The organism is Amorphoplanes friuliensis DSM 7358 (genome assembly GCF_000494755.1).
Taxonomy (GTDB): Bacteria; Actinomycetota; Actinomycetes; order Mycobacteriales; family Micromonosporaceae; genus Actinoplanes; species Actinoplanes friuliensis.
The window spans coordinates 7,256,622-7,281,716 of record NC_022657.1 but is presented as its reverse complement, the minus strand read 5'-3'; the positions used below and the strand labels follow the sequence as shown (position 1 = coordinate 7,281,716).

24 protein-coding genes are annotated in these 25,095 nt (G+C 70.0%); 10 read left to right on the top strand and 14 right to left on the bottom strand.

Annotation, left to right across the window (positions count from 1 at the left end; translation table 11 throughout):
* Positions 1-66: 66 nt before the first annotated feature.
* Genes AFR_RS33540 through AFR_RS33525 form a run of 4 tightly spaced genes read left to right on the top strand, consistent with a single transcriptional unit; the run spans position 67 to position 3,998 of the window.
* The gene (locus AFR_RS33540; RefSeq protein WP_023561274.1) at positions 67-591 is read left to right on the top strand and encodes a PadR family transcriptional regulator; all 525 of its coding nucleotides are present in this window, start codon (positions 67-69) and stop codon (positions 589-591) included.
* A complete protein-coding gene (locus tag AFR_RS33535) occupies positions 588-1,274 on the top strand; it encodes an ABC transporter ATP-binding protein (protein ID WP_023561273.1) in 687 nt (228 codons plus the stop codon). The genes AFR_RS33540 and AFR_RS33535 overlap by 4 nt, the downstream gene beginning before the upstream one ends.
* A complete protein-coding gene (locus tag AFR_RS33530; RefSeq protein ID WP_023561272.1) occupies positions 1,271-3,484 on the top strand; it encodes an FtsX-like permease family protein in 2,214 nt (737 codons plus the stop codon). The genes AFR_RS33535 and AFR_RS33530 overlap by 4 nt, the downstream gene beginning before the upstream one ends.
* Before the next feature lie 7 nt (positions 3,485-3,491).
* A complete protein-coding gene (locus AFR_RS33525; RefSeq protein WP_023561271.1) occupies positions 3,492-3,998 on the top strand; it encodes a DinB family protein in 507 nt (168 codons plus the stop codon).
* Here AFR_RS33525 and AFR_RS33520 read toward each other — a convergent pair whose 3' ends face one another.
* The gene (locus AFR_RS33520) at positions 3,999-4,559 is read right to left on the bottom strand and encodes a TetR/AcrR family transcriptional regulator (protein ID WP_041841341.1); all 561 of its coding nucleotides are present in this window, start codon (positions 4,557-4,559) and stop codon (positions 3,999-4,001) included.
* A gap of 56 nt (positions 4,560-4,615) precedes the next feature.
* On the opposite strand from AFR_RS33520, the gene AFR_RS33515 reads away from it, so the two are divergent.
* The gene (locus AFR_RS33515; RefSeq protein ID WP_041841340.1) at positions 4,616-5,800 is read left to right on the top strand and encodes a macrolide family glycosyltransferase; all 1,185 of its coding nucleotides are present in this window, start codon (positions 4,616-4,618) and stop codon (positions 5,798-5,800) included.
* 257 nt (positions 5,801-6,057) lie between these two features.
* Here the strand turns inward: AFR_RS33515 and AFR_RS33510 are convergent, their stop codons facing one another.
* A complete protein-coding gene (locus AFR_RS33510; protein WP_023561268.1) occupies positions 6,058-6,516 on the bottom strand; it encodes a S1 RNA-binding domain-containing protein in 459 nt (152 codons plus the stop codon).
* A gap of 29 nt (positions 6,517-6,545) precedes the next feature.
* Here AFR_RS33510 and AFR_RS33505 point away from each other — a divergent pair, with 29 nt between their 5' ends.
* Both AFR_RS33505 and AFR_RS47185 read left to right on the top strand, forming a co-directional pair.
* Positions 6,546-7,385: a hypothetical protein gene (locus AFR_RS33505; protein ID WP_148308140.1), complete on the top strand. Its 840-nt coding sequence runs from the start codon at positions 6,546-6,548 to the stop codon at positions 7,383-7,385.
* A complete protein-coding gene (locus tag AFR_RS47185; protein WP_023561266.1) occupies positions 7,366-7,536 on the top strand; it encodes a hypothetical protein in 171 nt (56 codons plus the stop codon). Before AFR_RS33505 ends, AFR_RS47185 begins: the two co-directional genes overlap by 20 nt.
* 114 nt (positions 7,537-7,650) lie before the next feature.
* Here AFR_RS47185 and AFR_RS33500 read toward each other — a convergent pair whose 3' ends face one another.
* Positions 7,651-7,929 carry a YggT family protein gene (locus AFR_RS33500; RefSeq protein WP_023561265.1) on the bottom strand — a complete coding sequence of 93 codons (279 nt, stop codon included), beginning with the start codon at positions 7,927-7,929 and terminating at the stop codon, positions 7,651-7,653.
* A gap of 811 nt (positions 7,930-8,740) precedes the next feature.
* Between AFR_RS33500 and AFR_RS33495 the strand changes: the two genes are divergently transcribed.
* The gene (locus AFR_RS33495) at positions 8,741-9,289 is read left to right on the top strand and encodes a GNAT family N-acetyltransferase (protein WP_023561264.1); all 549 of its coding nucleotides are present in this window, start codon (positions 8,741-8,743) and stop codon (positions 9,287-9,289) included.
* A 5-nt stretch (positions 9,290-9,294) separates the two neighbouring features.
* Here AFR_RS33495 and AFR_RS33490 read toward each other — a convergent pair whose 3' ends face one another.
* The 6 genes from AFR_RS33490 to AFR_RS33465 form a co-directional block, all read right to left on the bottom strand.
* The gene (locus AFR_RS33490; RefSeq protein ID WP_084298483.1) at positions 9,295-10,080 is read right to left on the bottom strand and encodes a DUF2306 domain-containing protein; all 786 of its coding nucleotides are present in this window, start codon (positions 10,078-10,080) and stop codon (positions 9,295-9,297) included.
* 99 nt (positions 10,081-10,179) lie between these two features.
* On the bottom strand, positions 10,180-10,833 hold the full coding sequence (locus tag AFR_RS33485; RefSeq protein ID WP_023561262.1) for a response regulator: 654 nt from the start codon (positions 10,831-10,833) through the stop codon (positions 10,180-10,182).
* A complete protein-coding gene (locus tag AFR_RS33480; RefSeq protein WP_023561261.1) occupies positions 10,830-11,963 on the bottom strand; it encodes a sensor histidine kinase in 1,134 nt (377 codons plus the stop codon). Before AFR_RS33480 ends, AFR_RS33485 begins: the two co-directional genes overlap by 4 nt.
* 84 nt (positions 11,964-12,047) lie before the next feature.
* On the bottom strand, positions 12,048-13,088 hold the full coding sequence (locus tag AFR_RS33475; protein WP_023561260.1) for a zinc-dependent alcohol dehydrogenase family protein: 1,041 nt from the start codon (positions 13,086-13,088) through the stop codon (positions 12,048-12,050).
* On the bottom strand, positions 13,057-13,959 hold the full coding sequence (locus AFR_RS33470) for a hypothetical protein (RefSeq protein WP_023561259.1): 903 nt from the start codon (positions 13,957-13,959) through the stop codon (positions 13,057-13,059). The genes AFR_RS33475 and AFR_RS33470 overlap by 32 nt, the downstream gene beginning before the upstream one ends.
* Before the next feature lie 55 nt (positions 13,960-14,014).
* Positions 14,015-14,593, bottom strand: a complete 579-nt coding sequence (locus tag AFR_RS33465) for a DUF1684 domain-containing protein (RefSeq protein ID WP_041843069.1) — start codon at positions 14,591-14,593, stop codon at positions 14,015-14,017.
* A 130-nt stretch (positions 14,594-14,723) separates the two neighbouring features.
* Here AFR_RS33465 and AFR_RS33460 point away from each other — a divergent pair, with 130 nt between their 5' ends.
* Together AFR_RS33460 and AFR_RS33455 are read left to right on the top strand one after the other, a co-directional pair.
* Positions 14,724-18,368: an alpha-L-rhamnosidase gene (locus AFR_RS33460; RefSeq protein ID WP_023561257.1), complete on the top strand. Its 3,645-nt coding sequence runs from the start codon at positions 14,724-14,726 to the stop codon at positions 18,366-18,368.
* A 44-nt stretch (positions 18,369-18,412) separates the two neighbouring features.
* Positions 18,413-20,179, top strand: coding sequence for a carbohydrate-binding domain-containing protein (locus tag AFR_RS33455; protein ID WP_148308139.1), 1,767 nt, complete (start codon positions 18,413-18,415; stop codon positions 20,177-20,179).
* Positions 20,180-20,932: 753 nt separating this feature from the next.
* Here the strand turns inward: AFR_RS33455 and AFR_RS33450 are convergent.
* Genes AFR_RS33450 through AFR_RS33430 form a run of 5 tightly spaced genes read right to left on the bottom strand, consistent with a single transcriptional unit; the run spans position 20,933 to position 24,965 of the window.
* Positions 20,933-21,985, bottom strand: a complete 1,053-nt coding sequence (locus AFR_RS33450; RefSeq protein WP_023561255.1) for an ABC transporter ATP-binding protein — start codon at positions 21,983-21,985, stop codon at positions 20,933-20,935.
* Entirely contained in the window at positions 21,982-22,776 is a 795-nt protein-coding gene (locus AFR_RS33445; RefSeq protein WP_041843068.1) for an ABC transporter permease, read from the bottom strand. Before AFR_RS33445 ends, AFR_RS33450 begins: the two co-directional genes overlap by 4 nt.
* The gene (modA, locus tag AFR_RS33440; protein WP_023561253.1) at positions 22,773-23,582 is read right to left on the bottom strand and encodes a molybdate ABC transporter substrate-binding protein; all 810 of its coding nucleotides are present in this window, start codon (positions 23,580-23,582) and stop codon (positions 22,773-22,775) included. The genes AFR_RS33445 and modA overlap by 4 nt, the downstream gene beginning before the upstream one ends.
* Positions 23,579-23,977, bottom strand: a complete 399-nt coding sequence (locus AFR_RS33435) for a TOBE domain-containing protein (RefSeq protein WP_023561252.1) — start codon at positions 23,975-23,977, stop codon at positions 23,579-23,581. Before AFR_RS33435 ends, modA begins: the two co-directional genes overlap by 4 nt.
* A 58-nt stretch (positions 23,978-24,035) precedes the next feature.
* Complete coding sequence (locus AFR_RS33430; protein ID WP_041841337.1) at positions 24,036-24,965, bottom strand: phosphotransferase; 930 nt, start codon at positions 24,963-24,965, stop codon at positions 24,036-24,038.
* Positions 24,966-25,095: the final 130 nt, after the last annotated feature.

Sequence of the window (25,095 nt, the reverse complement as noted above, 5' to 3'; positions counted from 1 at the left end):
CACAACCTATGAGTTGTCAAAGGTCGGTATTCCCTTGGCGTATACCCCGAGCGTATAGTCGGCCGCATGACGGTGCCGTTGACACTTCTGGGGCTGCTCGAGCGGGAGCCCAGCCATGGTTACGACCTCAAGCGGGATTACGACGCGTTTTTCGGGCGGGGCAAGCCGCTGTCGTTCGGGCAGGTCTACGCGACGCTCAGCCGGCTCGCGCGGGACGGCAAGGTGGTCATCAGCGACGTCGAGCCCGGTGAGGGGCCGGACCGGAAGCGCTACATCATCACCGATGTCGGCGCCACCGAAGTCGACACCTGGCTCAAGGAGCCCGTCGCCGCCGAGCCGCACCTGCAGACCGTGCTCTTCGCCAAGGTCACCCTCGCGCTGATGCTGGGGCGTAACGCCGAGGCCTATCTCGACACGCAGCGTGCCGCGCACCTGCAGCGGATGCGGGAGCTGACCGAGATCAAGCGGAACGGAAGCCTGGTCGACGCGTTGCTGGCCGACCACGGGCTGTTCCACCTCGAGGCGGATCTGCGGTGGATCGAGCTCACCTCGGTGCGGCTGGAGTCGCTGGCGAAGGCGGTGCGGGGATGACGGAGATGCTGCTCGAGGCGCGGGACGTGGTGCTGTCGTTCGGGCGTACGCAGGCGTTGCGTGGGGCCGAGCTGAGGGTCGCCGCCGGTGAGATCCTCGCGATCATGGGACCGAGCGGGTCCGGGAAGTCGACGCTGCTGCACTGCCTGGCCGGGATCCTGGTGCCGGAGAGCGGCGAGATCCACTTCGACGGCCGGCGGATCGACAACCTCGGTGAGACCGGGCGCAGTGCGCTGCGCCGCGACAGGTTCGGGTTCGTGTTCCAGTTCGGACAGCTGGTGCCGGAGCTCAGTGCGGAGGAGAACGTGGCGTTGCCGTTGCTGCTCAACGGCGTACGCCGCACCAAGGCGCTCGCCGAGGCCCGGCCCTGGTTCGACCGGCTCGGACTGGACGGCCTCGAGGAACGCCGCTCGGGTGAACTCTCCGGCGGCCAGGCGCAGCGGGTCGCCCTGGCACGCGGGCTCGTCGCCCGGCCGCGGGTGCTGTTCGCCGACGAGCCGACCGGCGCGCTCGACACCCTCACCGGCGAGCAGGTCATGGACCTGATGGTGTCGTCGGCCCGGGAGCAGGGCACGACCGTCGTCCTGGTCACCCACGAGCCGCGGGTGGCCGCGTACGCGGATCGGGAAGTGATCGTCCGTGACGGCCGGGTGCATGCGCTGACCGCCGAGGCCGTCGCATGATCCGCTTCGGGCTGAGGCTCACGCTCGCCGGCGGTCGCGAAGCACTCGTACGCCTGGTGGTCATCGCCGTAGCGGTGGCGCTGGGCGTCGGCATGCTGCTGACCGCGCTGGCCGGTGCCGGGGGAGTCACCACACAGAACGACCGGTACGGATGGGCGAACTCGGCTTTTGCGCCCGGAGCGGAGGACGGACCGGATCCACTGTGGTGGCAGACCCGCATCGACGGCTTCGACCGCCGTACCGTCGGACGGGTTGATCTTGCCGCGACCGGTGCGGCCTCGCCGGTGCCGCCCGGCCTGCCCCGGCTGCCCGCCGCAGGCGAATACTTCGCCTCACCGGAGCTGGCGCAGCTGCTCGCCACCACACCGGCCGCGCAGCTCGGGGACCGGTTCCCGGGCCGCCTCGCCGGCACGATCGGCCCGGAAGCCCTGCCCGCGCCCGACTCCCTGGTCGCCGTCGTCGGGTACGCCCCGGAGGTGCTGTCCCAACGCCCCGGCGTCTCGCGCGTCGGCAAGATCCAGACAGTCGCACCGACGTCCTGCCCTCAGGGCTGCTGGAGCGGCATCCCGGCGGCCGGGCTGCAGCTGATCCTGGCCGTGGTGGCCGCGGCGCTGATCTTCCCGCTGCTGATCCTCATCGGCTCGGCCACCCGGCTGGCCGCCACCCGGCGTGAACAGCGCTTCGCGGCGATGCGCCTGGTCGGTGCCACACCCCGGCAGGTGTCCGTGGTGTCCGCCGTCGAGTCGACCGTGTCGGCGTTCGCGGGTACGGCCCTGGGGTTTGCCCTGTTCTTCCTGTTCAGGGACACGCTGGCGGCGATCCCGTTCACCGGGTCGCCGATGTTCCCGTCCGATCTGGCGCTCGGACCGGTCACGGTGATCGGCGTGGCGCTCGGGGTGCCGGTCGCGGCGGCACTGGTCGCCCGGTTCGCGCTGCGCCAGGTGCAGATCTCACCGCTCGGCGTCACCCGGCGGGTCACGCCGAAACCGCCGCGCGTCTGGCGGGTGATCCCGCTCCTGCTCGGGCTCGGCGAGCTCGCGTACTTCATCGGGCGCAGGCCGGACACCACCAGCGGGCAGCTGCTCGCGTTCCTGCCGGGGATCCTGGTCATCATGCTCGGCCTGATCATCGCCGGGCCGTGGCTGACGATGGCCGGTGCCCGGCTGGTCGCCCGCCGCGCGAGCCGGCCCGCCTCGCTCATCGCCGCGCGGCGGCTCGCCGACAACCCGCGGGCCGGTTTCCGGACGGTCAGCGGGCTGGTGCTCGCCCTCTTCGTCACCACCGTGGCGGTCGGCGTGATGGGCAGCATCGCCGCCGAGCAGAACGTCTCCCGGGAGGACCCCAGCGCCGCCGGTCTCTTCACCCTCTTCCGGGACGAGGACCGCGCACCGACCGGAGATCCGGTCCCGGCCGCGCTGACCTCGCTTCCGGGCGTACGGGGAGTGGCGGTGACCAGAGTCCCGCCGGAGAGTGTGCCGGTGCCGCACGTCGAGATCGGTGAGCTGGGCTGGCCCTACGCGCTGGTGTCCTGCGCCGACGTCGCCCGGATCCCCGACGCGAGGCAATGCGCACCCGGCGCCGAGGTCGCCTGGACCTGGCCCGGGCTGGACGGCCCGCCCGGCTGGCAGGGGACCTGGCCCCGCGCGGACGTGGATGCCGCGGCGCTGACCGGCTTCAAGGTGATGGCCATCCTCACGGTCACCGACGGCTCGACACCCGCGCTCGAAGAAGCCCGGACCGTCCTCCAGAACGCCCACCCGATGCTCTACTCGCCCTACTCCGGGGTCGAGTTCCAGGCGGACTCGGCGCGGGTCTTCAACGGCTGGAAGCAACTGGCCAACGTGGTCATCCTGACCAGCCTGGCCATCGCAGGCTGCAGCCTGGCGGTGAGCATCGCCGGTGGGCTCAGCGACCGGCGCCGGCCGTTCAGCCTGCTGCGGCTCACGGGTGTGTCCCTCGGCACGTTGCGCCGCGTCGTCGCGCTGGAGAGCGTCACTCCGTTGCTGGTCGCAGCCGTGGTGGCGCTGGGATCCGGTCTGCTCGCCGCGCAGCTCTTCCTGACCGCTCAGATGGATTCGACGCTGTCCCCGCCCTCGGTCTCGTTCTATGTCATCGTGGTCGCCGGGCTCGCGACGTCGCTCGCCGTGATCGCCTCCACCATGCCGCTGCTGCGGCGCATCACCGGGCCGGAGGCGGCCCGCAACGAATGAGGATGCCGTGACCGACGACCGGATCGGACCACCCCTGCTCGGCGGGGAGCGCGAGACCGTCCGCGCGTTCCTTGACTACCACCGGGCGACGCTGGAGATGAAGTGCGCGGGACTGTCCGACGACGAGCTGCGGCAGCGGTCGATGCCGCCGTCGACCCTGACGCTGATGGGTCTCCTGCGGCACCTGGCGGAGGTGGAACGCACCTGGTTCCGCCGGGTCATCAACGCCGAGGACATCCCGCTGATCTGGTCGGACTCCGGTGACTTCCAGGCCGCGTACGACCCGGCGGGCTCCACGGGTGCGGAGGCGTTCACGGTCTGGCGCGAGGAGGTCGAGCACTCGCGCCGCATCGAGCGGGAGGCCGAGTCGCTCGACGTGACGGGATACCAGGCGCGGTGGGAGGAGAAGGTCTCACTGCGCCTGGTGATGCTCCACATGATCCACGAGTACGCCCGGCACAACGGTCACGCCGACTTCCTCCGCGAGGGTGTCGACGGGACGGTCGGAGCCTGACTACTTCTGGAAGGCGGCCAGGGCCAGATCGACGACGCCGTCCGCGTATTCGTCGGTGAGAGGTCCGGTGCGGAGCATCCAGCGGTGGTAGGGCGGGCCGATCAGCAGCTCCACCGCCTGATCCAGGTTGATCTCGGGTCGTAGGGGCCCGGTGCGCAGCCGGTCCTTGATCGCCTCCATCTGGGGGCGCAGCACCCGGTCGCGGACCTGTTCGGCGAGCTCGTCGTTGCTGAGGGTCTCGATGGTCAGCGCCCGGGTCGTCGCGGAGAGACGGGGATCGGCCAGCTCCGCGACCGTGGCCCGGACGACGGCGACCAGATCGGCCCGGAGGTCCCCGCTGTCCGGCAACGGCTCGACGTTGTCGCCCGTCTCCATCAGCGCGTCGAGGATGATCGCGCCCTTGCCCCGCCACCAGCGGTAGATCGTCTGCTTGCCGACCCCGGCCCGGGCCGCGATCGCCTCGATCGTCAGCTCGGCGTAACCGGCCTCGGCCAGCAACTCCCGGGCGGCGGTGAGGATCGCCACCCGCGAACGTTCGCTGCGGCGGGCCTGATCTGGCATGCCCCAGACCCTATCGCGTCTTGACGGACGACGAGACGAGACGTAGCGTCTCGTTCATGAGTCACGTCGCAATGGTGAGCATCCCGGAGCACGGCCATGTCAACCCGAGCCTCGAAGTGATCCGCGAGCTGGTCCGCCGCGGCCACCGCGTGACCTACGCCAACGACCCCTCGTTCGCCGCCGCCGTGCGTGACACCGGTGCGGAGCTCCGTCCGTATGCCTCCACCCTCCCGTCGGTGACCTGGACGGACGACCCGATCGACGGACTCACGATCTTCCTCGACGACGGCATCGCCATGCTGCCGCAGCTCCGGGCCGCCTACGAGCACGACCGGCCGGACCTCTTCCTGTACGACATCGCGGGCGCACCGGCCCGGCTCCTGGGCGAGCAGTGGGGCATCCCCGCGGTGCAGCTCTCCCCGGCGATCGTCGCGTGGGACGGCTACGAGCAGGAGACCGCCCCGATGGTCGAGGCGCTCCGCAGCGACCCGCGCGGCGCCGACTACTACGCGCGCTTCACGGCCTGGCTGACCGAGAACGGCTCGTCCACGACCGACAGCGTCGCGTTCATGGGCCGCCCCGCCCGGTGCCTGGCGCTGATCCCCAGAGCCATGCAACCCCAGGCGGACCGTGTCGACCCGAAGGTATACAGCTTCGTCGGCCCGATCCTCGGCGACCGCGGCACCTGGACCCGCCCCGCCGGGGCCTCGCAGGTGCTCCTCGTCTCGCTGGGCTCGGAGTTCACCGACCACCCGGACTTCTACCGGCGCTGCATCGAGGCCTACGGCGACCTGCCCGGCTGGCACACCGTGCTCCAGATCGGCAAACACGTCGACCCCGCGGTCCTCGGCGCGGTGCCGGCGAGCGTCGAGGTGCACCCGTGGGTCCCGCAGCTGGCGGTGCTCGAGCAGGCGGACGCGTTCCTCACCCACGCCGGCATGGGTGGCAGCTCCGAGGGCCTCTTCACCGGTACGCCCATGCTGGCCGCACCCCAGGCGGCGGACCAGTTCGACAACGCGGACCGCCTCGTCGAGTTGGGCGTGGCCCGGAAGGTCGACACCACGACCAGCACGGCGGCGGAGTTGAGGGCTGCGCTGCTCGCGCTCATGGCCGACGGTGCCGTGCTGCGCCGGTCGGCCTCGTTGCGGGCGGAGCTGCGGGCACAGGCTGGCGCCGCACACGCTGCGGATCTGATCGAGGCAGAGCTGCCCGCGAGCATCGGTTCGTCCTCCGCGGGGTGATGCGGCGCTTTCTCTTTGGCCGGGCGCACAGTTTTCTTCTCGGCTGGGCCGCACACGCTGCGGATCTGATCGAGGCGGAGCTGTCCGCGGGCGTCGGTTCTTCCACGGCAGGGCGGTTCCTTTTCGCCTGGGGCCTTGGTGATTCGGCGGTGTCGTTTCGGCTGGGGCTGCGGTGGCGTGGCGGCTTCTCTTTCGGCTGCGGTCGCCGTGATTGGTGGTGGGTCTTGGGTCTGAGGCCGCGGTGATGGTGGAGGGCTTCAGGGCAGGGGGCGCAGGGTGACTCGGCGGTGGGCCAGGTTGATAGCGGTGATTTCGACCCGGAGCAGGTCGCCGGTCTCGGCGGGGTGGTCCCGCACCAGGCCGGCGATGCCCTCGGCAACGCGCACGAAGACGCCGAACGGCGCGACGCGGATCACCTCGCCGGTCATCGTGGTGCCCAGGGCCGTCCGAGCGAAGGCGGCGAGCGGATCCGGTTCGAGCGCCTTCAGGGAGAACGTTGCGCGTTCACGGTCCAGGTCGACGTCCACGACCATCACGGTCAGCGCGTCCCCGGTGCGCGCGACCTGATCGGGGTGGGTGATGTCGTGCGACCAGGTGAGGTGGGCGGCGTTCACCAGACCGGTGATGCCACCGACATCGACCAGGAGACCGAAGTTGTGCACTGACGACACGACACCGCGGAGGACCTGCCCGGATTCCAGATCTGCGTACCGCACAGAACCATCCTGGTATGGGAACCTGAGACATGCGAACTGGGGTGACCTGGGTGCGGGTCGCAGGCGTGGCGGCGGCGCTGATCACAGGCTGCCTGCTTTCCGCTGCGGCCGTACACGTCAGTGGTTTTCCCGGGCCGCCGGCCGAATCCGACGCGGTGACCGCAGCCACCACGGCGATGGGCCGCCCGCCGATCGACACGCCCGGCCCGGTTGTGGTCTGCGACTACTGGTGCCCGGAATACGCCGGCGACAACGTCGTCGCCTACGACTCGCCGCCAGACCGTACGGACGTGGTCGCCGTGACCTACTCGCTGCCGCAGGGGCGGGCGGCCGAAACCGAGGTCGCGGCGCGGGTGCGGCTGGAGGACGCAGGCTGGCAGTCCCGATCGGACGGGACCCTCACCCGCGACAACCTCGTGCTGGGCCTGCAGATCACCGACACACCGAGCGGTGTGCAGGCAACCGTCGTCGCCTCGAAAGCCGTTTCTCCGCTCGCGGTCACCCTGGCTGTGGCCGGCTTCCTGATCGGGGCTGCCCTCGGCTGGCTGGTCGCCGCCGGTGCGGCCCGCCGCTTCCGACGGCACGGCGACTCGGTGCGTGCGCCGGCCGGGACGCTCACAGTCGTCGTCATCGCAGTGACGTTCGGATATGCGACCACGGCTGTGCTGTTGCTCTACAACGGCGGTGCCTGGCCCGACGCGCAGTTCGCGGAGTTCCTGCTGACGGTCTTCCCCAGCATCTCGATCGCCGTGGTGACCGCCACGGTCGTGGTGCTCGCCCTGATCGCGCTGCCGCCGCGCCGGGAAGGGCTGCTTCGATTGGGTCCAACCGTCGGGCAGACTGGCAACCATGGTGCAGCCAGGTCCTGACCCGGACAACTACCCGCCGATCGACCCCACCGAGCCGATCCCCGACGACCCGGGCGAACTCTCCCCGGACACCCCCGAAACGCTGCCGCCGCCCCCGGTCGAACCCATGCCGGGCCCCGACGACCCCGGCAACGTCCCCGAACCCGCGTAGGCAGATTCGACCGGCGCGTTCGCGCGCAAAACGGCCGACCGGAGAGATCCGGTCGGCCGTAGTTCGTTGTGCAGTATCAGCCGGCGTCGTGGACGGTGGCGACGGCGGCGGGAGTCAGCCGATCAGGGAGCGGATGATCACAATGGCCAGGAACACCACGATGAACGACAGATCAATCGCCATGCCACCCAGCCGCAACGGCGGCAACACCCGGCGAACCGGCGCCAGCACCGGCTCCGTGACTGCGTGCGCACCGGCCAGCAGCCGCGACCGAACAGACCCGTAAGCGGTAGGTCCGGCCAGCGCCACGGTCCAGTCGAGCACCGCGCGGGCGATCAACAGCACCTGCATCAGCAGCAACACCAGGCTCACAATGGCGAGCACCAGACCCATGAAGACCTCCAGAGTCGAACGGGGGCACCCCCCACTATGCGCCCGTTTGATGTGAATCGGCTGAGCGCCGGTTGCAAGCCAGTTGACCACGTTCGAGCCACGGCTTCCCCGGAGTCATCCGAGGCGGTGGAAGCGGGCTGGGAGCCAGGCGGTGGATGCGGGCTGGGAGCCAGGCGGTAGAGCGGGCTGGGACGTCGGCGGCAGCGCCGCCGTGGGTTCAGCCAGCGTTCGAGCGGCTGGGCTTTGGAAGATCTGGCTCTGGCCCGCGGCCACCTTGAGGCACTCGGCGACGATCGCGGGCCGCGAAGCGCTACCAAGACCGTCCGGCTGCCGGTTGGTAAGTGCTTACTAACCCGGGCTGAGACTCCTGTCCGATTCGAGAGACCGGGATGCGTTCCGTTGGCGCGATGGCGTGGCCGCGGCGTTTGATGGGCGGCTGGCTGCGCGGTTGGTAAGTGTTTACTAACCCGGGCTGGGACTCCTGTCTGACGTTCGAGTGACCGAGGGGTGCGTGCCGTTGGCGCGATGGCGGCGCGGCGGCGTTTGATGGGCGGCTGGCTGCGCGGTTGGTAAATGTTTACTAACCCGGGCTGGGACTCGTGTCCGACATTCGAAGGACCGGGCGGCGCGTGCCGCTGGCGATGCGTTTGACGGGCGGCCGGCCGCGCGGTTGGTAAGTGCTTACTCACCTGGGTTCTCTGAGCACTGGTTAGTGAGTGCTTACTGCAGTGGGAGGAAGTGGTCGATTCAGGTCGCTTGGGCGGTGGTGGACGGGAGCGCCTGGGGTGGGTGGGGTCGGTAGGCTCCGGGGATGTTCGCGATCGATCTTGGTGGTGGGGCGGAGTTGCGGCCGCTCGAGCCGTGGCAGGCGACAGAATTCCTTGCTCATATGGATCGGGCGCGGGAAACCGTTGATCCGTGGATTCCTTGGGCGGGTGTGAGCACCGACCTGACCACCGCGACGGCCACCCTGCAGCGGTATGCCGACAAGCAGGCTCACGACACCGGGCGGCTTTTGGGGATCTGGCTCGACGGGACGTTGGTCGGCGGGACGATGTTTGTCGATTTCGACACGCGGTTCGGCACCTGTGAGGTCGGGTGCTGGCTCGAGCCGGCCGGTACCGGGCGGGGGCTGATCACCAAGGCGGTGGCGTTGCTGATCGACTGGGCGATTGTGCAGCGGGGGATTTATCGCGTGCAGTGGCATTGCCGGCCTGACAACACGGCGAGTTCCAACGTTGCTCGACGGTTGGGGATGAGCGTCGACGGGGTGCTGCGGGGCGACTTCATCCACAAGGGTGTTCGTTACGACACCGAGGTCTGGTCGCTCATCGCTCCGGACTGGACCCCGTTGTCCTGACCCGGTCACGGCTTGCGCATGCCGCCGCGGCGACCCGCCGGGCCGGCAGTGACTGGCGAGCCCGCACTGATCGCTGGGCCCGCACTGATCGCTGGGCCCGCACTGATCGCTGGGTTGGTAGTGACCTGCGGGGCCGGTACCCGGTGTTGCGGCCGGCGGCGGATGATCCATTCGGCTACGGCGAGGTTGAGGGTCCAGGCCGTGCCCATGAGTACCGCGCGGGTGACGACGTCGGTGTCGCCGAAGGCTGCGATCCAGGGAGCGATGATCACTGCCTGGGTGCCTGCGCCCTGGGCGATCGCGTAGCCGCGCATCATCCAGGCGCGGTGCCGGACGATGTTGCGTCGGCGGATCGCCAGGAAGCTGATGACGATCGCCGCTGCCATGAGTGTGCCGAAGAGGATCCGCTCGGTGCCGAGTAGTCCGAACCGGGCGCCGTCGTGGTGGGGCAGCGGGTAGAACAGGGTCATCCAGATGCCGGACAGTGCCGCGGCGAAACCACCGGCGGCGGCGAGTCTTCCCGCGATTCGGTGCCGGCCTGGGCGCCGCTGCCGGAAGCCGCGGTGGAACTGGAAGGCTCCGAGAACGCAGAACAGGGTGGCGCCGATGATGTGAACGACTACGGGCGCGGGATCCAGGGCCATGTAGGACTTGTCCGGCGTGACCTCCCCGGCGCCGGACAGGGTGGCGATGCGGAGAGCGCCGGCCAGTACGGGCACCGCGGTGAGCAGGAGCAGGCCGGCCACCACGAGCCGGGCGTTCCGGGTGTTCCGCGCGGAGGTTGTTGTCATGCCCCCGATCGTCCCGGCCACCACCGCCGGCCTCATCGGAAGTTGGGCTGCGGTCGTCTCGTACCCTGGTCGGGCCCGCAAGCCGTACTTTTGGCGGGATCAGCGGCGGACGCGGTAGGTCTCGTAAGCCCACACGGCGATCTCGACGCGGTTCCGTGCGCCGATCTTGGTCATCAGGCTGGTGATGTGGGTCTTCACCGTGCTGAGCGTGATGAACAGCTCCGCGGCGATCTCGCTGTTGGTGCGACCGCTCGCCACCGCGGTCAGGACCTGTTCCTCGCGGTGCGTCAAGGCATCAACAGGCTGCGCCGGTGCCGCCGGACCACTCGCCGCGAAGGTCTTCAGCAACCGTGCGGTGACACTCGGCTCGATCAGCGCGTCGCCGTTCGCCGCGGCGTGCATGGCCTGCGCCAGCATCGCCGTGCCGGCGTCCTTGAGGAGGAAACCGCGGGCGCCGGCGCGCAGTGCGGCGTACACGTGCTCGTCGAGGTCGAAGGTGGTGATGACGACCACCGCGAGAGGATCCGGGACCTCGGGGCCCGCCAAGGCGCGGGTGGCCTCGATGCCGTCGAGGCCGGGCATCCTGATGTCGAAGAGGCACACGTCCGGGCGCAGCTGCCGGGCCAGTTCGACGGCTCGGTGACCGTTTGCGGCCTCGCCGACAACCTGGATGTCCGGCTGAGAGTTGAGGATCATCGTGAGCCCGGTCCGGACGATTTCCTGATCATCGGCGACGACCACGCGGATGCTCACGGGGTGACTCCGGCGCGGGGGAGGACGGCGATCACGGTCCAGCCGCGGCCCGGTGCGGGACCGGCGTCGAAAGTGCCGCCGAGCAGGCCCGCGCGTTCACTCATACCGATCAGGCCGTAGCCGCCGGTCGTTTTGCCGGGCGGGGGTTCGCCGTCGTCGCTGACCTGGAGGCGTACCGAGGTGGGTCCTGCGGAAACGCGGACCTCGATGCGTGTCGCGTGGCGGGCGTGACGCCGGGCGTTGGTGACCGATTCCTGGGCGAGTCGGAAGATCGCGGAGTCGATCGACGGCGCGATGTGACCGAGATCGCCGGCGATTCCGACCTCGATGGCCGGGCCGGAGCGAGGCTTGCCTGCGAGCCTTTCCAGGTCGGTGATGGAGGGGCCCGGCGCGAGATCCGCGGGCTCGTCCAGGCGCAGGATCCGGACCATGCCGCGCATCTCGGCGAGTGCCCGGGACGCCTCGGCTTCGATCACCCGCAGCGCGTCGGTGGCTGCCTCCGGGTTCGACGGTGCGGTCGCGAGGCCGGCCTGGGCGCGGATGGCCATCGCGGAGACGTGGTGAGCGACGGTGTCGTGCAGGTCGCGGGCCAGGCGTTCGCGTTCGAGCAGCTTGACCTGCTGAAGCTCGCGCAGCCGGGCACCGGCCCGGAAACGCAGCGCGACGCCGAGGGCGACCGCCGACGACATCACCGCAAAACCGGCCACCACGTCACCGGCGCTCAGCTGCCCGAAGGCGGCGTTCAGCAGAATCTTCGCCAGCACGACGGCCATGCCGACAACCGCTGCCCGCCCGGAACCCCAGCGGATCAGGGCATAGGGCAGGATCAAGACGAAGGCCACTGTGTACGACCTGAGCACCGCACCGTGCAGCACCAGCGGCGCCACCCCGGTGACAGCAAAGGCCAGCGTGATCATCAGCAGTGGACGGGTGCGCCGCCAGAGCAGGGTCGGCACGGTGGCCACGACGATCACGACGGAAAGCACCCGCCAGGGCAGATCGGGCCGGACCGCACCTTCGAGCACCGCAAGGGGAACGAGCACGGCGACCAGCGCCCAGTCCCGCCAAACGCGGGCGGGGGGATGCGGCGCGGGGGGCTCGTGCCAGACGGAACGCAGAAAAGTGCGCACCTGCTGATCGTAGGAGAGTGCGGGCGTAGCCAGATCGTCCCAAAGTACGAGGCGAAATGTCTGTGCCCGTCGTGGCGGCAGCGTTTACCGACCAGGGGTGGGCGGCCTGATGATGGTGACGCCAGGCGGAACCGGGCCGTCCATCGCAGCCATCGCCGCCGGTGCATCCTCCAGCGTGATCTCGCCCGTGATCAGATCCGAGGGGCGGAGTTTGCCGGCTGCGATCAGCGGCAGCAGGTCGGCGTAGGCGTGCGCCTGCATCCCGTGGCTGCCCAGCAACTCCAGCTCGTGGGCAACCACCAGCTCCATCGGCACAGTCGGACGCCCGGAGACCGCTGGGAGCAGGCCGACCTGTACGTGCCGCCCCCGACGGCGGAGGCTTTCCACCGATGCCGTCAGTGTTGACTGGCTGCCCAGGGCGTCGATCGACAAGTGCGGGCCGCCCGAGGTTGCTGTGCGGATTGCGGCCACTGACGGCGCGAGCAAGGTTGTCGTGGCGCCGGATCGGGCGGCCAGGGCCAGTGCGGAATCTGAGACGTCGATCGCCACCACCTGGGCGCCGGCTGCGGCGGCGATCATGACGGCTGACAGCCCCACGCCGCCGCAACCATGCACGGCGACCCACTCGCCCGCGCGGACGCGGCCTTGGGCCACCACTGCGCGGAATGACGTGGCGAAGCGGCAGCCGAGGATGGCCGCAGTGGCAAAGTCCAGGTCGTCGGGTACGCGGACCAGGTTGGTCATGGCGTGAGGGACCGTCACGTACTCGGCGAACGAGCCCCAGTGCGTAAAACCGGGCTGGAGTTGGCGGTGGCAGACCTGCTGGTCTCCCGCCTGGCAGGCCGGGCAGGTGCCGCAGGCGAGGATGAACGGCGCGGTGACGCGGTCGCCGACCTGCCAGTCCGAGACGCCTGCGCCGACCCCGGCGATCACTCCGGCGAATTCGTGGCCCGGCACGTGGGGCAGCTGGATGTCCGGGTCGTGGCCGCGCCAGCCGTGCCAGTCGCTGCGGCAGAGGCCGGTGGCGTGGACGGCTACGACCACGCCGCCGGGTGGGGGTTCGGGGTCGGGGACTGTGCGGACCTCGGGGAGGTCACCGAACCGGTCGTAGATCACCGCGCGCATCAGGTGATGGTGCCAGGCGGCCGTACGAGGTGAGTGTGCGCACCGCCTCGACCGTGACGTGACCGCGCCATTCGAGGCGGGAGGCGGCGCTGGGCGGGTCCCAGGTGATCGTCCAGCCGCCGTCGGGCTCCTGGGAGCGTTCGAGGTGGTCGAGGTGGCCGTTGATGACGTCGTCGAACAGGGGGCGCCAGCGGGAGTCCGCGGTCGGGGCGATGATCAGGGGTGACAGACCGTAGCCTTCGGCGGCCGGGTCGAGGTGGAACATGTCCATGGCGGTGAGGTGGTCGACGACTGCGGGGGCGTGTTTGTCGGCGCGTTCGCGGTCGTCGACGTGTTCGAGGAAGACCAGGATTTCCGAGACCGCGTGGATCTCGTCGGGCAGCGGGGCGGATTCGAGGATCTGCCAGCAGTATGCGGTTGCGGCGTCACGCCACGGGTGGTCGAAGCCGATGCGGTGCAGCAGGCCGGCCAGTCCCGCGGTCGGGTTGGGGCCGGGCACGTACGTCCAGCCGGACCAGTGCTCGGCGCGGGGGTAGTCCTCGATGACCGGCGCGGCCAGCGACACCGCGCCGTCGTCGTTCGTCACGGTCTGTAAGAAGTCACAGGCCTGGCGTACCAAAGAAGGCTCGTCGGCGCCGGCCGCCGCGTACGTGCGCAGGGCCGTCTCGACGTCGATCGGGAGGCTCGCCGGGCACCGCTTGTCGGGCTCGAGTCCGTGTCCGAAGCCGCCGTCCTCGTTCTGGAATCCGCGCAGCGCGGCGACCACGCCGGAGGCCGGTGCGCCGAGGAACAGCGTGGCGAAGAGGCGCTGCTCCAGCACGCGCGCCTCGGACTGCACGAACCGCGCGGCGGCGGCGAAGGAATCCGTCATGGCATCAGGCTAGGGGCGATCTCCGGCCGCGTCTTGAACGAATCGGACGCGTCGCTCAGTGGTACTTGAGCTCACCGGCGCGCACGGGGACGGCCAGGCGGTTCTCCGGCGGTGCGAGGGGGCAGAGCCACTGGTCGTCGTACGCGCAGCTCGGGTTGTAGAGGTAGTTGAAGTCCAGGCGGACGCGGGTGGGTGACAGCATCTCCACGCCGCGACCATGGGTGCCCTTGACGGTGTCCGTCAGGTAGCGCCCGCCGCCGTAGGACTCCGGGCCGCAGGTCGTGTCGCGGACCGGCAGGAACAGACCTCCCCCGTACGCGGCCAGCCACCACAGCGACAGCTCGCCCCACGGGGTGTCGAGGATGCCGGCGCGGGTGTACCGGACCACGCCGTCGGGACCGTCCGTGTTGATCTCGATCTCGCCGGGCGCGTCGCGGAGGTCGACGTCGGCGATGAACTCGTCGGTGGGCGGGAAGTAGTTGATGCCCTCGAAGGCGGTGCCGCGGGGGATGGGGGACTGCGGGTGGTTCGCGAAGAGCTTGTCGCGCTGGGCGCGGAAGTCGGCGAGGTCGGTCGCGGTCAGGTAGATGCGGGCCACCGCAGCGCGGTAGTCGGCGAGTTCGAGTGCCTGCACACCGACCACCGTAGCCCGGAAGCCTTGAGTGGATCTTGCTGTTCGTCATACGCTCGTAACGTCGGGGCATTGAAACGTTTAAATGCTTTGATTGCTCGAGCCGGCACCTCCCCCCACCGAGGAGAACCGCATGGCCAAGTCCGTACCCCTCCCTGCCCGAAAACACGTCGCCCTGGCGGCCGCGGTTGTCACCGCGCTCGCCACGATCAGCCACCCGGCGAGCGCCGCTCCCGCGCCGCCGGCCCCGAAAGCCCTGGTCACCGCGCCGGTCAGCGTCACCGGAGCACATTGGATCTGGTACCCCGAAGGTGATCCGCTGCAGAGTGCCCCGGCCGCCACCCGCTATCTGCGCCGCACTTTCACCGCACCGGCCGGCCCGTACACCGATGCGCAGCTGGTCGTCACGGGTGACGACACGGTCGACGTCTGGCTCAACGGGACCTATCTGGCCGGTTCGCCCCGTGCCACGGACTCCTGGAAGAGGGCCCGGTACGTCGATCTGGCCTCCGCATTGAAATCGGGAACAAACACCCTGCAAGTGGCAGCGCGCAACACCAGCACCGGACCGGCCGGCGTCCTCGGCCGCCTCCGGGTCGCCACCGCCGCGAGCACCGTCGACCTCGTCACCGACGGATCGTGGCAGGCCGCAAATTCCGTCCCCGAGAGCTGGGTGGCCGCGAAGGACCTCGGCGCGTACGGCGCGGGGCCGTGGCGGCAGGACGTCGCCGGGCCCGACAACGCCGCCGGTTCACCGGTGACGCTCGCGGGTCTGACCACCGAACGCCGGGCCGACCCGGTCGGGATCGACGCGCGCAAGCCGCGCTTCGGCTGGCGGCTCGTCTCCGCCGACAAGGGGCAGATCCAGGGCCGGTACCAGGTCACCGTGGGCACCACCGCCGGCGGTTCGGACGTGTGGGACAGCGGCCAGATCGCCTCCGGGCAGAGCATCGACGTCGCGTACGCCGGACCCGCCCTGGCCAGCAACCGCACCTACCACTGGCGGGTCCGCGTCTGGGACGCCCAGGGACGGCCCAGTCCGTGGAGCCCGTCCGCCCGCTTCGACACCGGATACTTCGACCCGGGCGCCGAGTGGCAGGCCGCGTTCATCGGCGCACCCGGTGGCGCGAACCTCACCGGCGCCGAGTGGATCTGGTACCCCGAGGGTGATCCGGCCGGCGGCGCACCGGCCGCCGACCGCTTCTTCCGGCGTACGTTCGACCTGGCGAGCACCGGTAAGGCGACGCTGGTCGTGACCGGCGACGACACCGCCGACGTGTGGGTCAACGGCGCGAAGGTGAGCTCCTCGCGGCGCGTCGCCGATGCCTGGAAGCGGGCCACCACAGTGGACGTGACCGCGCAGGTGCGTACCGGCTCGAACACCATCGCGATCGCGGCCACGAACACGACCGCGAGCCCGGCGAGCATCGTCGCCAAGCTGACCGTCGGCGGAACCACCGTGTCCACCGGCAACGCGTGGAAGGCGTCGCAGTCCGGGCCGTCCGGGTGGGAACAGCCCGGCTTCAACGACAGCGCCTGGCCGGCCGCGCAGGTGACCGCCGCGTACGGCGCCGGCCCGTGGGGTGCGCAGGTCACGGTGCCCAATCCCACGCCGTACCTGAGCAAGGGTTTTGCGGTCGGGAAGCCTGTCGCCCGCGCCCGGCTCTTCGCGACGGCGCTCGGCCTGCACGACACCTACCTCAACGGCGCGAAGGTCGGCGCCGAACGGCTCGGCCCGGGCTGGACCGACTACAACAAGCGCCTGCAATACCGCGGATACGACGTCACGGCGAGCATCAAGCAGGGCAACAACACGCTCGGCGCGCTGGTCGGCAACGGCTGGTACTCCGGCAACATCGGCTTTGCCGGAAGCCAGCGCTACGGGACTTCTCCGTGGTACTCGGCGCAGCTGGCGATCGAGTACACCGACGGGACGCGGGCTGACATCCGTACCGATGGCTCGTGGTCCGCGGCACCCAGCGTGATCGTCGCTGACGACCTGTATCACGGCGAGGACCAGGACGCGCGGATCTCGTCGGCGGCCGGGACGGCCGTGACGGTCCGCAGCGGCGCCAAGCCGCCGCTGGTCGCCCAGGTCGACCCGGGGGTGACCGTGCAGCAGGAGCTGCGGCCGAAGTCGATCACGCAGCCGAAACCGGGTGTGTGGATCGCCGACCTCGGTCAGAACTTCGCCGGCTGGAACCGCCTGCGGGCGACCGGTCCGGCCGGTACGCGGATCACGATGCGGCACGGCGAGATCCTGAACGCCGACGGCACGCTCTACACGGCCAACCTGCGTGCCGCCCAGGCCACCGACACGTTCACGCTGGCCGGCACGGGTGCCGCGGAGGTTTTCGAGCCGCACTTCACCGTGCACGGCTACCGCTACGTCGAGCTGACCGGATTCCCCGGGACGCCGACCGCGGACAGCCTCACCGGGCTCGCGGCGTGGACCGACGGCGCCGAGACCGGCACCTTCACCACCAGCGACCCGCTCGTCAACCAGTTGCAGCACAACATCCTCTGGGGTGCGCGTTCCAACATGCTGTCGATCCCGACCGACTGCCCGCAGCGTGACGAACGGCTCGGCTGGACCGGTGACATCGCGTCCTTCGGGGCGACGTCGACCTACAACTTCGACACGCACGGGCTGCTCGACAAGTTCGCTGACGACCTGGTCGACGCCCAGCGGGCCGACGGCGCGTTCACGGACGTCGCACCGGCCGTCATCGACGGTGCGGGCAAGGCCGGCTGGGCCGACGCGGGTGTCATCGTGCCCTACACGATCTGGCAGCGCTACGGCGATCTGTCCGTCGCGGACCAGCACTTCGCGGCCATGGCCCGCTACGTCGACTACCTCCGGTCGACCTCAGGCGCGGACCTGATCCGCGACCACGAGACGTTCGGGGACTGGCTCAACGTCGACGACAACACCCCCAACGACGTCACCAGCACGGCGTTCTTCGGCTGGTCGGCCCGCCTGCTCTCCCGGATGGCCGCGGCCACCGGGCGTACGGCGGAGGCGAACTCCTACGGCACCCTCGCCGACCAGATCGGCGCGGCGTTCACCAACCGCTTCGTCGCGGCCGACGGGACCGTGGGCAACAACAGCCAGACCGGGTACGTGCTCGCGCTCGGGTTCGGGCTGGTGCCGTCGGGCCGTACGCAGGCGGTGGCGGACAAGCTCGCCGCCAAGGTGGCCGCACGCAACGGTCACCTGTCGGTCGGCTTCATGGGCGTGGAAAATCTGCTGCCCGTGCTCGCCGAGTACGGGCACGCGGCCACGGCGTACCAGATCCTCCAGCAGCCGGACTATCCCGGCTGGGGTTACATGAACTCGCGCGGCGCGACCACGATCTGGGAGCGCTGGGACGGGATCCGCACCGACGGGAGCCTCCAGGACGTGGGCATGAACTCCTTCAACCACTACGGCCTCGGCTCGGTCGGCGACTGGCTCTACCGCACGGTCGGCGGCGTCGGCCCGGCCGCACCCGGATACAAGCAGGTGCTGATCGCCCCCAAACCCGGCGGCACACTCACCTCCGCGACCGCCTCGCTCCTCACCGGGTACGGGCAGACGCGCTCGGAGTGGACCCGCAGCGGCTCCACGCTGACGCTGAAGGTGGTCGTCCCGCCTAACGCCACAGCAACGGTCAAGGTCCCGGCGTCTTCCGCGGCGGCCGTCACAGCTCCGGCTGAGGCTGTCGCCCAGGGATACGCGGGCGGCACGGCGTCCTACACGCTGCCCTCGGGCAGCTACACCTTCACCGCCAACTGAGGTAGGTGGCCGGCCGGGTGTGATCGACACCCGGCCGGCCGTGTGTGCGAAACTCCGGGCTGTTCGCATTTACTGCGACCGATCACGGGGGAATCGTCTTGCCTTTTAAATCAACCATGTCCACTGTGGTTTCTACCGTCCTGGCCACGGCGGGCGCGGTGTTCCTTGTGCCGCCGACGGCAGCCTTCGCCGACGCGCGCGGCGAGGCCGAGACCGGCCGGATCACACCGGCGGCCAACGGCGCATTCCCGGCCGACGTCACGGCCGGCGGCGGCCACGCCGCCGAGATCTGGGACCGCGCAAGCCTCGAGGTGCCCGTCACGACCACCGCCCCGGCGACGGCGGTCCGGGTCCGCGTCCGGCAGGAACTGTGCGGCGCCGAACCCCCGTGGATCCGTGTCCACGTGGACGGCGTTTTTGTGCAGACCGCCACGGTCGAGCCGACCAACTGGACGACCATCCCGTTCCGCGGCACCTGGGCCGCCGGCCCCCATACCGTGCGCATCGACTTCACCAACCCGTACTACAACGCCGCCACGTGCGGTGCGCGCGAACTGTTCGTCGACCACGTCAGCTTCGCGTCGGCGGTGCCCGGCCGCACGTACTACGTCGACGCTGCAGACGGTGACGACACCAACGCCGGCACGTCGGCCGACGCCGCGTGGCAGACCATCGGCCGGGTCAACGACGCCACGCTGGCACCCGGCGACTCGGTGCTGTTCAAGAGCGGGCAGACCTTCACCGGCGAGACGCTCACCGCGGGACAACCCGGCAACACCACCGCACGGGTGACCTACGGCGCCTACGGCACGGACACCGACCCGATCTTCGACGGCGAAGGTCAGCGCTACCCGGTGGTTGTCAACGCCCCGTTCGTGACCGTGCAGGACATCCAGGTCCGCAACGCCGGCGACGAATACAAGATCGGCATGCGCGTGTTCGGCGCGGATGCCCTGGTCCAGCGGATCACCGCCAGTGGCAACGCGATCGGCGTACAGGCCGAGGACGGCGCCGACCGGCTGCACCTGACCGCCAGCCGCCTGGTCGACAACAAGACCGTCATCAACCCGGACGGCCTGGGCAAGGCGCAAGGATCCACCGACGACTACGGCGCCAGCGGCGTGGTCGTCCTGAAAGCCCACGGCGTCGAGATCGACGAGAACACCATGAGCGGCAACATCGGCCCCTCCGCCGACTTCGACGAGGACGGCTCAGCCGTGGAAATCTACGGCGCGGTGGGCACCGTGGTGCACCACAACCGGTCGATCGACAACCAGACGTTCTCCGAGATCGGCCACGCGGAAACCCGCAACACGACCTTCCACAACAACCTGATCGCCGCGAACGCCGGGATCGACGAAGCAATCGGCTTCAACGCCCAGGGCAACGGCAAGTTCGGCCCGGTGCTGAACACGCGGATGTTCAACAACACCGTTGTACTGCTCGGCGCTGATTCCAAGGGTGTTGTCGTCGGGACCGGTGCTACCGCGTTCCTGCACAACAACATCGTGCAGGCGGACTATGCGGGCTGGAGCGGCGACCAGAAGATCGACGAAGGCCACAACGTCTACCGGCCCGGTGCCTGGGGAAACGACATCTGGTCGGACGCCAACACCGGCCAGGGGATCGCGCCGACGTCGGTGACAGCGGACCCGCTGTTTGTCGGCTCGGGTGATTATCACCTGCGGGCGGGCTCGCCGGCGAAGGACCGCGGGGTGTCGGCTTACGGCAGCACTTGGGACCTGGACCACGTCGCGCGCACTGCTGGGACGGGGACTGACGCTGGGGCTTACGAGCTGCCGGCTGCCTGACGTCACCTGGCCGGTCGCGGGGTGCTCGCTCCGCGGCCGGCCGGCGTGGGCAGCGAGTGAGCTGGACGCCTTCCCCGGTTAGCTGGACGCCTTCCCCGGTTAGTAAGTGTTTACCAACCGGGGTGGGCTGCTGGATTTCGGTGCCGGTGGCGGCGCGTGTTCGCCCGGGTGGGTGGCCACGGACCTGCGTGAGCTGGCGCCTCAGCGGGCTGACGGTGTTCCGGGTTAGTGAGTGTTTACTAGCTGGAGCTGGAGCTGGAGCTGGAGCTGGAGCTGGAGCTGGAGCTGGAGCTGGAGCTGGAGCTGGAGCTGGAGCTGGAGCTGGAGCTGGGTTTCGGTGCCGGTGGGCCGGCGCGCATTTGCCGGGCGGGCGAGTGCGGCCTTGAGTGGGCTGGTGTCTCGGCTGAAGAGAGCTGGACGTTGCTTCCGGTTGGTGAGTGTTTACTAACCGGGATGAGCCCGGCTTCGGCGCTGGTGAGTCGGTGCGCATTCGCCGGGTGAACGGGCGCGGCCCTGAGTGCGTCGGTGCCTCAGTTGAGTGAGTCGACTTTGCTCTCGGTTGGTGAGTGTTTACTAACCGGGGGAGGGCGGGCCGGCTCGGGTTTGCCGAGCGAGCGAGGCCCGGCCCCCGATAAGCCGGCGTGGCGCTGCGTGAACCAGCGTGGAACTAGATGAGCCGGCGCGGCGCTGCCCGCGGCAGCGCCGCCACCGAGTTGGTGAGCGTTTACTAACCACCGGGTGCAGCAGCACGCCTCAGGCCGGATAGCTCGTCGCCTCGGTGGCCTTGAGGCTCGCCCAGACCGTCCGCCCCAGCTCCAGTCCAAGATGGACAGCTGCAGCCGGTGTCACGTCGGCAGCCACCAGAATCGGACCGGTCAGCTCGACCCGCAACGCATCCCCGTGCCGGGACAAATTCAACACCGTCGCCTGCCACGTGTTGCGCGGGCTGCCATCCGGCCGGACGCCGTAAAGTGCCACAGCCGAAGGCGGGAAAGCCACAAAAACGTCCCCTTCATGCGCAGCAGCAGTGGTCAGCATGAAGTCCCCACCGACCCGAACCTGAACGCCCGAAGCGTGACCCCGGTAGAGGTTGAGGCCGACGAGCCGGGCCACGTAATCCGTGCGGGGCCGTGACGTGATGGCCGCGGCGTCACCGGTCTGGACCACCCGCCCGTCCTCAAGAATAACCAGCCGGTCGGCGAGCATCATCGCGTCCAACGGGTCGTGAGTGACGAGCACGGTCGGACCGCGATGCCCGCTCAAGTGCCCCCGCAGCTGAGCACGCGTCTCGAGACGGGTGCGTGCGTCGAGCGCAGCGAGCGGTTCGTCCAGCAGCAGCAACTGCGGCGAAGTGGCCAGCGCCCGGGCCAGAGCCACCCGCTGGGCCTGACCACCCGAGAGCTGGCGGGGCTTCTTTCGAACATGCTCAGCGAGGCCGACCCGGTCGAGCAATTCGTCGGCGAGCGCGCGGGCGTCGGCCCGGGCGACACCACGGCAGCGCGGCCCGAACGCGACGTTCTCCAGCGCTGACAGGTGCGGGAAGAGCAAGTAGTCCTGGAACACCACACCGATGCGGCGGTGCTCGGGCGTGACGAACCTGCGGCCGGCGGGGTCGTCCAGTTGCTCACCGTCGAGGACGATGTGGCCGTCGTCCAGGGCGATGAGCCCGGCCAGGGCGCGCAAGGCAGTGGTCTTGCCGGCGCCGTTCGGGCCGAGAAGTGCCACGACTTCGCCGGCCTCCGCGGCCAGGGCGGCGTCCAGCGTGAAGCCCGGCCGGCGGACGACCAGGTGCGCGTCGAGGCTCATGTCGCGCCCAGCCAGCGGTCGCGGAGTCCGGCCAGGATGAGGACCGAGACCACGAGCAGGACGAGGCTCAGCACGATCGCCGCGTCCAGATCCTGTTCCAGCGCCAGATAGACGGCGAGGGGCATTGTCTGCGTACGCCCGGGGAAGTTGCCCGCGAACGTGATCGTCGCACCGAACTCGCCCAGCGCCCGGGCCCAGCAGAGCACCGCACCGGCGGCGACACCTGGGCCGATCAGTGGCAGCGTGACCCGGCGGAAGGCTGTCCATCGGCTCGCGCCGAGTGTTGCTGCGGCTTCCTCGAAGCGGGCGTCCGCGCCGCGCAGGGCACCCTCGACGCTGATCACCAGGAACGGCATCGCGACGAAGGCCTCGGCCACGATGACGCCGGTTGTGGTGAACGGCAGGCTGAAGCCGAAGGTCGTGTCGAGCCACTCGCCGACCAGTCCGCGCCGGCCGAAGACCAGCAGCAACGCTACGCCGCCGACCACCGGAGGCAGGACCAAGGGGACGGTGACCAGCGCACGGATCAGCTTGCGGCCCGGGAAGGTGACCCGGGCCAGGAGCCAAGCCAAAGGTACGCCCAGCAGCAGGCACACCACGGTGGCCACAGTCGCGGTGAACAACGACAACCGCAGTGCCGCCAGGACGCCGGGCTCGGTGAGGCGTTGCGGCAACGTCGACCACGGCGCTCGGATCAACAGCCCGGCCAGGGGCAGGACGAGGAACGCCAGCCCGGCGATCGCGGGGATCGCCAGGGCCAGCGGTGCTCGTGAGCGGGTCCGGCGGCTCAGGGCTTCTGGAACCCTGCGTCGGTGAGGACCTGCTGTGCCTCGGGGGTCTGCACGAACGCGACAAACGCGGCCGCGCCCGCCGGGTTGGGTGCGTCCTTGAGGGCCACGATCGGGTAGTCGTTGGTGGCCTCGGCGGACTCCGGGAACTCCACACCGTCGACATCGGCCGTGGCCGACCTGGCGTCGGTGCGGTAGACCAGTGCAGCGTCGACCTCGCCGAGTTTCAGCTTGGCCAGCGCCGCCTTGACGTCCTGATCCTGGGTGACCGGCGTGAGCTTCACGCCCGCGGCGTCCAACGCCTTTTTGGCGGCCGCGCCGCACGGCACCTGCTCGGCGCAGAGCGCGACTTTGATGCCGGAGCCGGCCAGCTTTCCGAGTGAGGTCAGCCCCTTCGGGTTGCCCTTGGGGACCGCGATCACCAGTTGGTTCCGAGCGAACGTCGCCGGGGTGCCCGTCGTGTCACCGGCGTCCGTCACCGTTGCCATCGTGGCCGGGCTGGCCGCGGCGAACACGTCGGCGGGCGCACCCGAGGTGATCTGCGTGGCGAGTCCGGAGCTGCCGCCGTACGAGACGGTGATGTCGAGGTTGGGGTTGATCTGCTCGAAGAGGGTCCCGATCCGGTCGAACGACTCGGTCAGTGAGGCAGCCGCGAGCACGGTGATCGGGCCGGCGGCCGAACTGCCGGCGGGGCCCGAGGCGGAGGAGCCGCCACCGGCCGGGGAGTCGTCGTTCAGGGCGCTGCCGCCGCAACCGGTCATGGAGAGGGCCGCAGCGAGAGCGACCGCGGCGAGGAGTCGTGCCTTCATCTGTCGTCCCCTTTTTCCACGACCACCGTCGTGGACTTGATCACGGCGACCGCGGTCGAGCCGACCTCCAGGCCGAGGTCGTCGACGGCCTCGCGGCTCATCAGCGACACCACCCGGAACGGTCCGGCCTGGATGTCGACCTGGGCCATCACCGCGTCGCGGGTGATCGCCGTGACGATGCCGCGCAGCCGGTTGCGGGCCGAGGAGCGGCTGGATCCCGAGCCGGGGTCGTCGGCCAGGGACCGGGCGAACGCGGCCAGGTCGGCGCCGCCGACACTGCGGTGGCCGTGGTCGTCACGATCGGCGGCGAGCCGGCCGGCGTCGATCCAGCGCCGCACGGTGTCGACGCTGACCCCGAGCAGGTCGGCTGCCTCGCCGATCCGGTAGGTCGTCACCTGACCAGACTAGGGCCGCAACTGCCAGGCCGTCGACCCGATCAGCCTTGCATGTGCGTCACAGGTTGCGCAGTTCGTCCTCGAGCAGACCGGTGAGGCGGACGTGTCGCTCGCCGCCGGCCGGTATCCCGCGGCTCGGTCCCTCGGCCAGCATCAACGTGTGCAGGTGCACCCGGTAGAGCGCGAGACGGGTCCGCGCGGCGTCGTCGAGCACCAGCCCGGTCGCGGCGGTGTATCCCCGCAGGAACGGGTGCTCCGGCTCGTCCTCGATCCGGTGGTACAGGGCGGGGGAGACCAGGTCGAGCAGGGGATCGCCCCACAGGTACCGCTCGCCGTCGACCAGACCGGTCAGCCGCCCGTCGACGGCCAGCACGTTGCCGTCCCACAGATCGAAGTGCAGCAGCGCCGGCCGGGTGACCGTGGCCAGGTTCGCCGCGTGCCGCGTCGCCAGCTCACCGATCCCCGGAGGCAGCGGCACGTCCCAGTCGGCCGCGTCAGCCAGCAGAGCCTCGAGGATCCTCCCGTACGCCGTGGGCCAGTCGTCCGCCCGCGGCCGGTCGCCGGTGTAGCCGAAGTGCGGCCCGGTGATCCGGTGCAGCTGGGCGACTGCGGTGCCGAGCTGCTCGCGTACGCCGGTGGTGTCCGTGATCTCGGTCAGCGGTGTGCCGGGCAGCAGGGTCGTGGCGATCCAGTCCGCACCCACGTGCACCACCTCCGGCACGGGTACGCCCGGAGCGCCCGACCGGACCAGCCGGAAGTAGTCGCCCTCGGCCTCGACCAGGCCACGCTCGTAGCGGAGCAGCCGTGCCGACGCCGGCGGACCGACTTTCACGACGACGTCGCGGCCGTCGGTGAGCCTGACCCGCCACACCGCCGCGTACCCGCCACCGGACAACTCTGCTGCTTCGGCGACATTCGCCCCCAGGACAGGTGCGAGAAGGTCGTCGATCGTGCGATTGTCGAGGTCGCGTTGAGTCGGACTGCGCATGCCGCATTGTGCAGCCCGGCCCGCTCGGCACAACCTCGGGGTCCACGAAGGATCGAGCACCGATCGATGGTGGCTCGAGCGGCCGGAAGGGTACACAAGCTTGTATGACCGTCAGTGACGAACGGCCGGG